This window comes from Rhizobium sp. BT-226, from assembly GCF_025847085.2.
GTDB lineage: Bacteria > Pseudomonadota > Alphaproteobacteria > Rhizobiales > Rhizobiaceae > Rhizobium > Rhizobium sophorae.
The window spans coordinates 1,774,473-1,787,703 of record NZ_JAOYTI010000001.1 but is presented as its reverse complement, the minus strand read 5'-3'; the positions used below and the strand labels follow the sequence as shown (position 1 = coordinate 1,787,703).

Sequence of the window (13,231 nt, the reverse complement as noted above, 5' to 3'; positions counted from 1 at the left end):
CATGCTGCGTCGCAGCATGAGTTCGTCTTAGTCAATCTGGACGAAAAGACAATACCGAAGATCGCCATGGTATCCACATCGGAAATCGAACTCCGGGCACCGCCGTTGGCCGCGCGCAGCCCCGTCGATAGCCAAAACATAGATTTGTGTGGGCGATATGACAAGGCGAGCGGCTCGTCAGAGCAGGCTCGACTTCAATCCGGAAACAGGATCAATCAGTCTATGTCGCTGCCTCGGCTGTTACAGCCGGTACCAGACGTAGGGGTCTGTTCCCGATTGAATCTTGTCCCAGCGCAGATCGGTATCGCGCCAGTTCTTGATGCTGCTTTTCCTGTTGTCGAGGACAAGATCGCCCATGTCGGTTCTGACGACGAGGACCGCATGTCCTTCACCGGCGGGCGTATATGCCGTCGCGATCCGCAAAGCGCGCGACGACCAGCCCATCGCTATCAGCCGGCTGCGTTTGGTCAATGCGAAATCTTCGCAGTCGCCGCTGCGCACATTCACCTTCCAGACGTCGCCATTCAGTTCGTTGCGAGAGTCGTTCCGGCCGATCATCGTACGATTGACCGTGCTGTTCACGTTTTTCAGCTGCCGCATCTGCTCGTCGGTGAGCGCAACGACCGCAAGACCATTGTTATCGCGGCATTCGGCCGGGTTCTGGGCGCAGAACAGCACCTGGGCGAAAGGCGGAATGATCTTGCCTTTTTCAGAGATATAACTGACCGCCGAATTACCGGTCAGACCGCGGGCAAAACCTGCGGGGCCGGCGGCGAATGCCGAGCTCGCATTGCCTGCTGTAAGGGCCAGTGCCAGAAGTGTAACGAATGTTTTCTTCATCTCTTAAATCCCCGTCAGGACAACAGATTGAGATCAGGCTTGCCTTTTTTCTCGGTCAATGGCATGGCGATTTGGTGATCTGCCAAGTATTGGGCGCAGAATATCTGTCCCGTTTCTGCTGCTTGGAAGGAGCATAAACAGGGCTTGTCTCGATTGATTTAAACGTTTCGCGACAATTTTAAATGATGTGGAATTCTGTTGCACTTTAACACGCAGGCGCTTGATATGCAACTTATGTTAGTACGGGAATATTGTGCGTACTGGTTGTGGACGCCTCATTCCCGCTGCTGCTGGTGAGCGAATTCAAATGTTATCCAAACTCATCAACAGACAGATCTTGCGGGAGGTGATCCTCGTTGTCTTCATTGGCCTGGTGATATTGACTTCTATTCCGTTCGGAAGCGTCACGCCATTTCCCTTCGCCTTCGCTGCGATCGGAATGTTTATGCTGGCGATTATTTCCGCGCTGTTGTTCGGGGAACCGGGGCAGACCAGATCGGTTTTCAGCATCGCTTTGTTTCTGCTCGTCGTGCTGACTGGCTGGACGTTCATCCAGACCATCGAACTGCCTTCCAACTGGTTGGCTAATCCTGCCTGGAATGCTGCGCGTGATCTAGCAGGTGTCCAGTACGCAGCGATCTCAGTCGAACCGGCCGACACGCTGGCGTCGATCCTCTGGATCGCCCTGCCTTTCGTCACTTTTCTGACCGGGCTTCTCTTGTGCGATACCGATCAGCGCGCGCGGAAAGTGCTGACAGGCCTCGGGCTTACGGCGGGCATTGTCGCTGTTTTCGGCCTGCTGCAGTTTTTGCTGTTTCCCAACATCCTGATCGTCGTGGAGAAACGCGCCTACCTCGACAGCCTGACCGCGGTCTTCGTCAACCGCAATACCGCCGCGACCTTCCTCGGGCTTGGAACGCTGCTGATGCTGACTCTGGTCAGGGACATTACCCGAGCCTATTCGAACTATCCGCCCGGCGAGCCGGGCCGAAACGCGCTTCTCTTGAGATCGTGGATCTATATCCTGCTCTTATGCGCATGCTTCACCGCGCTGATGCTGAGCCGCTCGCGCGCAGGGATATTTGCGACCTTTGTTGCCGCTCTTATCTATTTTCCATGGCTTGTCATCAACTGGAACGGCTCGAGGCGCCATCTGAGACCGGCGCCAAGATGGCGTTCGATGCTGAAGCTCCTCTCGGCGATTGCTTTCGTCGTGCTGCTGCTGACGGTGTTTGCGGGCCAGGCGATTTTGCGCGCGCAAGAGCGGCGACTCGAGGATGATGATCGGTTTTGCATTCTGCCTGGCATATGGCGTGCCATTTCGGATCATTGGTTAACGGGAACGGGGCTCGGAACCTTCCGGACGGTGTTTTCCGCCTACCGCGATCCGGCTTGCGGTATTTTCGGGGTCTTCGACCGCGCGCATAATTTCTATCTCGAAGGATTTTTGGGCCTCGGAATATTGTTCCCGATTGCGACGGTCCTTGCCTTCTCGGTGCTTGCCAGAGTGTTCCGGCGCGGGTTCGCCCAAAGACGGCGTCTCAGGCATTATGTTCTTCTTGGCCTGGCGGCGACCGTTTTGGTCGCCCTTCATGCGGCGGTCGATTTTTCGTTGCAGATACCGGGTTTTGCGGTGTTTTACTCCGCCTTTCTGAGTGCGGTTGTCGCGATATGCCTCGGGCGTAGCAACGGAGAGGCGGACATGGCATATGAGCGGCCGTTAACCACGTAAAGTTTAAAAGGATGGATTTTAATAAGATTTTCGGAAAAGATCGATTGTGCAGGTGCGAACGGTTGACTCTGAAACCCTAGAAATTTTATAGCGGGTCCAGCCTTCGGATTGTTGCGACGCAAAAAAGTCGGACCGAAGTCGTTTTTCGCTTCCTAAAAGGCTGGGCGTTGCCAGCCTGCCACAGTTAGGGGAATGTTAATCGGCTTTCAGTGTTATTGATCGGGGATTGTCTTGTATTTTGTCAGATCGCGGGGCAGTAGCTTCAGGGGCGTAAACGCAGGGTATTCTATGGGTTGTTCTCGTATCGGTAGTACACGCGTCGCCATTGTTGTAGCGCTAACGACTATATTGGCAAGCTGCACGTCGTTGCCAAGATCCGGTCCCGATCACAAAGACGTTGATCGAGATGCAGCGGTGAAAGTGACAACAAAGGAACGTCGCGTCGGTATCGATTACGCCCTTGTCGATCTCAGCAAGAACGTGCTGTCGTATTTTACCGCTCCCCAGCCGACCTCGTTTAAAGGGTTTGGTGGTGGTCGGGGCGGGGCGCCTGAAATTCCCCTCGGTTACGGCGACGTCGTCCAAGTTGCCATCTTCGAAGCTCAGTCGGGCGGCCTCTTCATTCCGTCCGATGCAGGTAGCCGACCGGGCAATTACATCTCGCTGCCAGAGCAGACCATCGATAGAAACGGGACGATCACAATTCCCTACGCGGGTCGGGTTCCGGCTGCCGGTCGCCTGAAGGAGACCGTGGAGCAGGACGTCGAGGATCGCCTGGCGAGCCGCGCGATCGAGCCGCAGGTGGTGATCACGACAACGACAAGCCGCTCCAGTCAGGTTGCTGTGCTCGGTGATGTCAACAATCCTCAGCGCGTCCAGATCAGCCCGGCCGGTGAGCGTGTTCTTGATATCATTTCCGCCGCGGGCGGTTTGACGACCAACAATATCGAAACGAATGTGACGCTGCAGCGCCGCGGCAAGACGGCAACCGTCGCCTACACTACGCTGTTGAAGAACCCTGCCGAAAATATCTATGTTGCGCCGGACGATACGATCTCGATCGATCATGAGCGTCGCACATATCTTGCGCTCGGCGCCGCAGGCGTCAGTGGCCGCTTCGATTTCGAGGAGTCTGATCTGACCCTTGGAGAGGCAATCGCCAAGGCGGGCGGACTGCGCGACGACCGCGCCGATCCGGCTCAGGTCCTGCTCTATCGTCTTGTGCCGAAGAAAACGGTTCAAGCGATGCACGTGGATACGACAAGATTTGCGGGTGAAATGGTTCCGGTGATCATTCGCGCGAATATGCGCGACCCGGCGACCTTGTTTGCTGTTCAGCAATTCAAAATGGAAGACAAGGATATTATCTATATTTCCAATTCGGACTCTGTCGAACTGGTCAAGTTCCTTGACATCGTGAACTCGGTATCATCCACTGTTTCCGGAGTGGCCGACGATGCGAATGATACCCGTAACGCGGTACAAGATCTTGGAAATTGATTGCGATAGGCGGGCAGGCATCGATTGCGGATGATCAATGCCGCCAGCCTATATAGCGGACTTGGTGAAGGACTATGGTTGTGGCAAGGTCAGGTGTTTATCGTAAGCTTGCATATAGCGGAATTTTCGTCGCGATGTCTGCCGGAATGAATTCAAGCGCTTTTGCGGCAGCTTGTTTGGGTCCGGCAAATCTGACTTCCGTCGATGTCAGCGGATTTACGGCTAGCCCGGCCGTTCTGCTCGACATGTCCGACCCGTTGGTTTTGTCATCGCGTGTTCGCGCGCTGGTTGGAAGCAGCAATGATACGTTGTTGCCTGTGATCGAGCAGGCCAAGAAGGCCAGTGCCGCACAGATGGCGGCTATCGGCTCCGGTCTCGGACGGGCCGCAAACAGCTGCCAGGTGACGGATCCGCAATTCAAGCTGGCGATCGAAAAGGCTGTTGCCGAGGCGGCGAGCGCCAATCCGAACCTGGCGCCGCTGCTTGCAGCCTTTGCAAAGGTCCTTGCCGAAGGCGGGACCGCGGCGCTCGGCCCGGGTGCAAGTGCCGCCGCCGCATCCGGCATCGGTAATGACGGACAAGTTGGGCAAACCGGGCCTGGAGCGGACGATGGTACGCCGTTCGACGGCGCTGCGACAACAGCGGGTACGCTGAAGGTTTCGAATGCTGGTTCGGATGATTCATCGTCGACTTCAACGACAATATTCAGCACCGGAGCGGGAGGGCAGTCGTCTACCGATCCGACGGAGTCGACGAGTCAGAGTGTCCCGGTCATACAATAGCTGGAATTGCCCTTAGATCTTAGCACTTGACGCCTTTGTTGGAGATCGAAATTGCTATCGCCAGATAAACTTACGCCGCGTATCGACCCCTCCCGCGATACCGGAAATGATGCTGATTTCATCGATTTCGACAAGCTCATCGCAATCGCCCGGCGACAGTGGCGGATGGTTGCGGCGTGCGGTTTTGCCTTCGCCATTCTCGGCATTGTGTATGTCCTGACTTCGGTGCCTGTCTACACCGCCGACACGAGCGTGCTGATCGACCGCAGCGATAGTCAGGTGATCAACCAGCTGGCGGCTTTCGGCCAGATGGACGACGACGAAGGTACTGTCCTCAGTCAGGTCGAGCTTTTGAAGTCCGACACCATCGCCTATGCTGTTGTCGATAAACTGAAGCTCGTCGACAATCCGGTGTTCACGGCACCGAAAAGCTCGCTTTTCTCTGTTTCAACGTTGAAATCCTTCGTGAATTTTCGGTCATGGTTTGCCGATGATGCAGCCGTCGCACCCGATCCGGAAAGGAAGCGGCGAAGCGCTGCGGAGACCGTCGCGGGCAACATCGACGTCGAACGCGTCGGTCGCTCCTATGTCCTTGATGTCAGCTATACCGCGCAGTCGCCCGATCTGGCGCGTGATATCGCGGCTGCCATCGCCGACGTCTATCTCGTCGACAAGCTCAATTCGAAATACGAGGCGACACGTCGGGCCGGCCAGTGGCTGCAGGAGCGTATCGAAGAGCTCCGGCAGCAGGCGTTGGACACCGACCTTGCTGTTCAGAAATTCCGCGGCGAGCATGGGCTTGTCGAGGCCGGGTCAGGTACACTGATCAGCGAGCAGCAGCTTTCCGAGATCAATACCCAATTGATCAATGCGCAGGCCGAGACGGCGAAGGCCGAGGCAAGATATGCGCGCGTCAAGTCGATCATCGACGCCAAGCAGACCGATGCGATCGTCACGGACGTGCTCGATAGCTCCATTTCCAACGACCTGCGCAAGAAGTATCTGGAGGCTTCCAAGCTCGAGACCGAAATCGAGGCGCGGCTCGGCCCCGATCACGTCCAGGCGGTTCGGCTTCGTGCGGAAATGGAAGAATATAGAAGGCTCATGTTCGATGAGTTGAACCGCATCGCCGAGAGCTACCAAAGCGAGCTGCAGGTCGCGAAATCGCGGGAAAACTCTTTGCGCGACAGTGTGACACAGGCGACGGGCGTTGCCGCAACGGCTGGCGAAACGCAGGTGCAGCTTCGTGAACTCGAGCGCACGCGCGATACCTATAAGAATCTCTATCAGAGCTTCCTGACACGCTACCAGGAAGCAATTCAACAGCAGAGCTTTCCGATTACCGCTGCCCGCATCATCACGACGGCGGAGACGCCGACGAAGCCGAGTGCTCCGAAGAGAGCTCTCGTCGTTGCTTTCGCGATGTTCGTGGGATGTGCATTTGGATGTGGTATTGCTGCATTCCGCGAATTCAGGGATCGGTTCTTCCGCACCGGCGATGATGTCCGGGATGTGCTCGATGTCGAGTCTCTCGGTGTCATGCCGCTGATTGAAAACAACGTCGACGATCCGACGCTTGTTGATCCCAGCAATCCACGAAGCATCGCCAGGGGCGGGAAGACGACGACCTATGTCGAGGAGCATCCGCTCTCGGCATTTGCCGAGACGCTTCGAAGCGCCAAGATTGCCATCGACCTCAGTGCTGCCGATCAGCGCTGCAAGGTCATTGGCGTCGTTTCGAGCTTGCCCGGCGAGGGGAAGTCGACGACATCCATCAATTTTGCCAAGCTCCTGGCAATGCAGGGTGCGCGTTGCCTGCTTATCGATGGCGATATGCGCAATCCCGGTGCCACCCGGGCGATCGGCCGCCATGCCGAGGCCGGCTTGCTCGAGGCGATCGTCGACAGCCGTCCGCTCAAGGATCTGATCCTTCTGGATCCAAAAACAAAGCTCGCATTTTTGCCGACGGTGGCACGATATCGTGTTCCGCATTCGTCGGAGCTACTCGCGTCACGTGGCATGGATCAGCTTCTTGAAACGGCGCGTCAAAGCTTCGACTATATTATCGTCGACCTGCCGCCCTTGGCGCCGGTTGTGGATGCGCGCGCTATCAATTCGAAGCTCGATGCGGTGGTTTTCGTTATCGAGTGGGGAAAGACATCGCGTAAGGTCGTGCAGTCGACCCTGCTGTCCGAGCCGGAACTCTATGCGAAATGCGTCGGTACTATCTTGACCAAGGTCGACCCGTCGCAGATGAAACTCTACCGGACATTCGGTTCGAGCGAATATTACTATAAGCGTTACTCGCGATATTATACCGAAAGCTGATGTTCCGCAGTCAGTCCGCTTCGATTACCAGGGTCGCCTTTGTTATCGTCACCGTTGTCTTGGTGATGCTGGCTGGTCGAGAGCTCTACGCTTCGATAAGAACGGCCAGCATCTCGATCGTCGCCGAAAGGATCGAGCGTGGCGAAACCGTTGCGGATGATGTCGTGACCAAATATGCGTCGCGCAGTGTCGACGTCGTTGACGGACACTATTGTCGATCCGACATCGTGGCTGCTGGTGTAACCCTCGTTCTGGCGCAACTCGATCGGCAGAATGTCAATGTCAATTACGACGGCTGGGCCGCGGCAGCATCGAGTGCGCGCCAGTATCTGCGGCATGCGCTTTCGTGTATGCCGACGAACAGCAATTTTTGGCTTCGTCTTGCGGCCGTGCAGTCGACAATTGCGGAAGAGCCGGCCTCGATCGCGGGAATGATGAAGCGTTCGGTTGCGCTTGCGCCGTACGACCAGGTGATGATCCTGACGCGATTTTATTTCTGGAACGATTTCACTGATGCAACACTTGTCGCGGCGAAAAGCGCGCTCGACAGCGATCTCATGACCATGCTGAAACGGGGCGATCGTTGCAGGGTCAATGCCACGATAAGAGAGATCAGCCCACAGCTCCGCCCGATCTTCGATCGCAGCTGGACAAACGTCGGAGAGGCCGCGACGGCGCGGTTCCGACAGCGCTGCAGCAAGTAATCATCGAGGCTGGTTCTTAGAGAAAGTTCCAAGCTTTTGGCTGACAGGCTACGGCTCTTTCACTTGGCCGAATTCAACTTGCATAAAACAACGCCCGCGGTCTGCGCGGCGGGCGTTGCATTTTGATTGGCTATTGATGATCAGACTTCTGCGTCCGCGCCAGTGATGTTGAGTGTCAGAACGCCGGCGTCGGTGTGGCCTTCTCCGTCGGAGATCTTGTAGAACTGGATGGTCTCTGTGACCTGGTCCCCCGGAGCGATATCTGCTGTCAGATCATAGGTGAATGATCCATCCGCTTTTACATGGAACGTACCATACGTACCGGCGACGTCGGTTGTTGCGCTCGGGTCGCCGTTTACGGTCGTGGTGCCGAATAGGCGGAGGAAGAGGTGGCCATTGTCGCCGGCAATGTCGTTGTCCAGGGCGTTGCCGCTGATGGCGTCGCCTTCGGTGAAGCTGTAGTTGTCGTCGACAGCGATCGGCTTTACCTGGCTTACGCCCTGAATATTCAGGGTGAATAGGCCGACATCGGTGTGACCGGCACCATCAGAGATCTTGTACGAGACCTTCTCCTGGAGCAATTCACCGTTGGTGAAGCCGACTTTGGCAGCGTCGCTCAGAACGTAGGTATAGCTGCCGTCCGGCTTAACGAAGAAGGTGCCGTAATCGCCCTGGATTTCGGTGACCTGGCTGTTGCCTTGCTTGGAGCCAACGCCCTGCTGATCGAAGAAACGAAGGAACAAGTTCCCATCGGATGTATCGTTCGCCAGCAGATTTCCGGAAATAGCGTCGGTTTCCAGGAATGTTGCACTATCATCTGTTGCATGAATAGCCATTACTGTCTCTCCTCGAATTGTTCTTTGCTAGGTCAATTCTGACCTATAGCGAGCTGGTCGATTAAGGATATCTTAATACAGAGAGTCAAGGGTGCAATTAACAGCAAGTGCACATTTTCGGGTGTATTGTACAATAATGACACACCTGTGACACACATAAGGCGATGAAACGCATGGTAATTATTGCGTTAATAATAAGTGAAAATACCAAATGGTAGATTCGGACTTATGTTTGTTCGGAGGAGAAGAAATGTTTATTCAGGAGCAATTTATAAGAATACGCGGAGGTGCTTATCCTCAGATGAGATGTTGATATAATCACTACGGGCTACAGCTTGAAATCTCAGTCTTGCTTCGGTTCCCGCACCGGCGCCTGCTTTTCGACGAAGTAACTGATGTCATGATTTTGTAACATTTGTTTATCAAGTAATGTTTCTCTCGAAGCGCAATTGGCGTAAAATAATATGCGATGCGTGGAGAATAATCTTATTTGCACTAGTGATATTGGGTAACATCGTCGTAACTGTGCGACAAAATTTTTGTTGCAGTGCAAAATATTTGATAAACGAAGATGTTTTGTGGGAAACGTAAGAATTATCGTGAGATAGAACGCATTTTAGTGTTCCATTTTAGCAGGCAGAGAGAGGTCCGCGGGTAAAAGATTTTCCAGTATCTTTGGGAGATCACAGGCGTGACCGTCTATTATGTAAATTCCGCAACAGGATCCAATCAGAACAGTGGAGTGAGCGAGCAGTCGGCTTTCGCGACACTTTCCGCTGTCGAATCCTTGAGGCTAAAGCCGGGAGACAGCGTGCTGCTTGCCGCCGGAAGCGTGTTTAACGAGCAATTCGACCTGAAATACTCCGGCACTGTCAGCTCTCCGATTACAATTGGCAGTTACGGCGTTGGCGATGCGCCGGTTATTCACAGCAGCAATGACGGCATCCACGGGTCGAAGGCTTCAAACATCATCGTGGAGAACATCAAGATTGCTGATACCGGCGGTGCGGCGATATATGCGGGAAATGTCTCCAACTGGACCGTCCGCAACGTCGAGGTCGAAAATACCGGACTTGCCGGCAAGCCCGGTTCCGTCAATTTCCAGAGCAGCCAGAACATTACCATCGAGAACAGCAAGATTTCCGGGGTAAATGGAGACGGCATCTGGATGGATAAAGTGGTTGGCGTTACCATCGTTAATAATCTGGTCATCAACAGCCAGGGCGCTGCGGCAGACGCCGTTCAGTTGAACGACAGCAGCAATATCCTTATCAAGGGTAACCACCTAGAGCAGACGGAGACCAACAGCGCAAAAGGCGTCCTGGTGCTTGTTCGGGCTGTAAATGCAGCAGTCGAGGACAACACCGTGATCGGCGGCGGTTTCGGGATAGGTGCCAATGCGGGCACGAATATCGCCATTCACGACAACGACATCTCGGGATACGGTGGCTATAGTTGGTCCTACGGTATCGGCCTTGGCGATCAAGGCAATGCGACAAATTACGATATCAGTGGAAACTATATTCATGACGGCGTCTGGGGCGTGTCGATCAGCGCTGCAGGTTACCCCAGTTATGCACGCACCGATATCGATATTTATGGTAATGTTTTTGACGACCTGTCGTCCTCGGCGCTGAAGGTCGACAGGCCTGCATCGGGATCTTTCCATGAAAATATCATCGACAGCGCGGTGTCGACGTTGACGATGCCCGTCGCAATTGCCCTCCAGAGCACCTTCTTGATCAACGACAATAAGACCCTGGAGCAAGCGCAGGCCGAACTCGACGCCACGAGTGGCGACGACACCCCGTCCAACAGTGAGACGCCTACCACGCCGGTTGTGGAGCCGCCTGTCGAACCGTCAACACCGACGCAGACAAGCACTCCGGCGCCCGCGGACGAAGTGCAGGTTCCGACCGTACCCACCGTCGCCGTTCCCAGGATTGTTGCAGCCCATGACAGCCTGAAAATCTCCACGGATACGGGCAGCGCCTATCATGGCAATCTCCTTGAAAACGATAGCGCAATCAATGGAACCGTGCTGCTTCGTCGCTTCGGTGACAGTGCCGTGGATAAGCATGGCCTGACGCTGACCGGGAAATACGGCGTCATCCATGTGGAGAGCGATGGTGATTACACCTATACGGTCGATGCGGTGAAAATCGCCGGTCTCAGCGGGAAGGTCAGCGAATCCTTCCAATATAAAATTTCTGACGGCGCTTCTCACATCGATACCGACTCGCTCGGCGTGTATATCAATGTGGACGCGTTCCATAGCAGCCAAGCGTCGCACCTGCTGGTTTGAATCACGCCAAACTAGAGAGCGACGGCCCGCTGTTCAACACTTGAAAGCTTGATGATGAAGGGGTGTCGCCGTTCATAGGAAAAATGAACTATAGATTGAATTTGTAGTTAACGCCCCAGTAAACGTCGCTAATATGCGCGCGATACGTTCATCCCTCTGCGCCGTTGTTGGGAAATTTGCGATTTTCACTTGCTTAGGTTTGTATATTTAGCGTAGCGTCAAGTCAGAATCCCTGAAGCCGCTCGTTATAAATTGGAATTTTTGGTCACTTTTTGGTTGGATTCATGTAATAGGTCGTGGGCTTGCAAGCGGGTCCGGCGGTGTCGGGGGTCCAAGGCAGTCGTGTCATTGATCGGGCGTGATGGACCCGGAGCTGGAGTGTGCGCCGGCATATTTGCTTTCGTGCGATGCGGTAAGAGAGGGATTACTTCGTGTTTCAGAGTTCAGCAGCTGATGTCAGCGAGCCATCCAAAGCATTAAAGAAATGCAAGGGGGGGGTTGTTTTCATTGGAATAGCAAGCGCGCTTATCAACATCCTATACCTTACAAGTTCATTTTTTATGCTTGAGGTGTATGATCGGGTCATTCCCAGCAAAAGCATACCTTCTCTGGCTGTCCTGGCAATACTTGCGTTGATGCTTTACACGTTTCAAGGAGCGTTCGAGGTTCTGCGAAGCAGGATGCTGGTGCGTGTTGCCGGAGCGCTTGACGAGATGGTGAACGGGCGCGTGTTCCGCGCGCTGATCAAGGCTCCGTTGAAGGTCAAAATCGGCGGCGACGGGCTTCAGCCGTTGCGCGACTTCGACCAGATCAGAACCTTCCTGTCCGGCCAGGGTCCGACAGCGATGTTCGATCTGCCATGGTTGCCGTTCTATATCGTGATCTGCTTCCTCTTTCATCCGGCGATCGGATATATCGCGATTGGTGGAGCGCTGGTTCTCGCCATCCTGACGTTCATGACCAATCAGGGAACGCGTACGCTCTCAAAAAAGCAATCTGACTCCGCCAATATGAGAAATGCCTTCGCGCAGACCTCGATCCGCAACTCCGAGGTCATCCACGCCATGGGCATGGCAGGCACGATGGCCGAAATCTGGGATCGCAAGAACAGTGAATACCGGACGATCACCCGGCAGGCATCGGATATCGGCAATGGATATGCGACCTTGTCGAAGATTTTCCGTATTGCTTTGCAATCGGGAACGCTCGCGACCGGCGCGATCCTGGTCATTCAGGGGCAGGCCTCTTCGGGCATTATCATCGCCGGCTCGATATTAACCTCGCGCGCCCTGGCGCCTGTCGAAGCGGCGATCGGGAATTGGCGTGGTTTCGTTTCTGCTCAGCAGAGTTGGGCGCGGCTTTCGAGCCTGCTGAAAACCATTCCTGAGATTCCGGCCCCTCTTGCGCTCGCGGCTCCTACCAAGCAAGTCACTGTCGAAGGACTGGCGAGCGGGCCGCCGGCAGGTCAGCGCCTGGTCATTTCCGATGTCAGCTTCGGCTTACGGGCAGGGAGCGCGCTTGGGGTCATTGGTTACAGTGCCTCGGGTAAGTCGTCGTTGGCACGGGCGATGATGGGTATCTGGCCGACCGTCAGAGGATCTATTCGTCTGGATGGCGCAGCACTCGACCAGTGGGACGGCGACGCACTCGGCCGGCATATCGGTTATCTCCCGCAGGATGTAGAGCTTTTCTCGGGAACCGTTGCGCAGAATATCTGCCGTTTTGCGAAGGAAATGTCGCCTGAGAAGGTGGTTGCCGCGGCGAGAGCGGCGCGTGTTCACGATCTCATCCTGCGTCTGCCGAATGGTTACGAAACCGAAATCGGCGAAGGCGGTGCTGCGCTTTCGGCTGGCCAGAGACAGCGTATCGCGCTGGCAAGAGCGCTTTACGGCGAGCCATTCCTCGTCGTGCTCGACGAGCCAAACTCCAATCTCGATGAAGAAGGCGAGCGGGCGCTGAGTGCCGCGATCATGAGCGTGCGGGCGCGGGGCGGCATTGTGGTCGTCATCGCACATCGATCCGGCGTTCTGGCCGTCTGCGACTTCGTGCTGATGATGCAGGACGGCCGCATGATCGCGTTCGGTCCCAAAGAAGAAGTTCTGGCGAGAGTCAGCCGGCCGGAAGCGGCGCGCACGCCGATTGCCGAGCGCGTGGCTCAGCTTAAAGTCGTGGTCGACGGCATGAATGCGGCCGAATAGGCCAGA

General features: G+C 55.3%; 9 protein-coding genes. 7 read left to right on the top strand and 2 right to left on the bottom strand.

Annotated elements, in window-relative coordinates:
- Positions 1-240: 240 nt before the first annotated feature.
- Entirely contained in the window at positions 241-840 is a 600-nt protein-coding gene (locus OIU37_RS09040) for a transglutaminase-like cysteine peptidase (RefSeq protein WP_168309360.1), read from the bottom strand.
- Positions 841-1,147: 307 nt separating this feature from the next.
- Between OIU37_RS09040 and OIU37_RS09035 the strand changes: the two genes are divergently transcribed.
- The 5 genes from OIU37_RS09035 to OIU37_RS09015 all read left to right on the top strand — a co-directional run bounded on the left by OIU37_RS09035 (position 1,148) and on the right by OIU37_RS09015 (position 7,886).
- Positions 1,148-2,572: an O-antigen ligase gene (locus tag OIU37_RS09035; protein ID WP_180694387.1), complete on the top strand. Its 1,425-nt coding sequence runs from the start codon at positions 1,148-1,150 to the stop codon at positions 2,570-2,572.
- Between the two features lie 288 nt (positions 2,573-2,860).
- The gene (locus OIU37_RS09030; RefSeq protein WP_168309362.1) at positions 2,861-4,072 is read left to right on the top strand and encodes a polysaccharide biosynthesis/export family protein; all 1,212 of its coding nucleotides are present in this window, start codon (positions 2,861-2,863) and stop codon (positions 4,070-4,072) included.
- A gap of 74 nt (positions 4,073-4,146) precedes the next feature.
- Positions 4,147-4,854, top strand: coding sequence for a sugar transporter (locus OIU37_RS09025; protein WP_264257152.1), 708 nt, complete (start codon positions 4,147-4,149; stop codon positions 4,852-4,854).
- 51 nt (positions 4,855-4,905) lie between these two features.
- Positions 4,906-7,182 carry a polysaccharide biosynthesis tyrosine autokinase gene (locus tag OIU37_RS09020; protein ID WP_180694389.1) on the top strand — a complete coding sequence of 759 codons (2,277 nt, stop codon included), beginning with the start codon at positions 4,906-4,908 and terminating at the stop codon, positions 7,180-7,182.
- Positions 7,182-7,886, top strand: coding sequence for a hypothetical protein (locus tag OIU37_RS09015; protein WP_180694390.1), 705 nt, complete (start codon positions 7,182-7,184; stop codon positions 7,884-7,886). Before OIU37_RS09020 ends, OIU37_RS09015 begins: the two co-directional genes overlap by 1 nt.
- 140 nt (positions 7,887-8,026) lie before the next feature.
- Here the strand turns inward: OIU37_RS09015 and OIU37_RS09010 are convergent, their stop codons facing one another.
- A complete protein-coding gene (locus OIU37_RS09010; RefSeq protein ID WP_025395616.1) occupies positions 8,027-8,722 on the bottom strand; it encodes an Ig-like domain-containing protein in 696 nt (231 codons plus the stop codon).
- A 691-nt stretch (positions 8,723-9,413) separates the two neighbouring features.
- Here OIU37_RS09010 and OIU37_RS09005 point away from each other — a divergent pair.
- Both OIU37_RS09005 and OIU37_RS09000 read left to right on the top strand, forming a co-directional pair.
- Positions 9,414-11,027 carry a right-handed parallel beta-helix repeat-containing protein gene (locus tag OIU37_RS09005; RefSeq protein WP_264257151.1) on the top strand — a complete coding sequence of 538 codons (1,614 nt, stop codon included), beginning with the start codon at positions 9,414-9,416 and terminating at the stop codon, positions 11,025-11,027.
- A gap of 431 nt (positions 11,028-11,458) precedes the next feature.
- Positions 11,459-13,225, top strand: a complete 1,767-nt coding sequence (locus tag OIU37_RS09000) for a type I secretion system permease/ATPase (RefSeq protein WP_264257150.1) — start codon at positions 11,459-11,461, stop codon at positions 13,223-13,225.
- Positions 13,226-13,231: the final 6 nt, after the last annotated feature.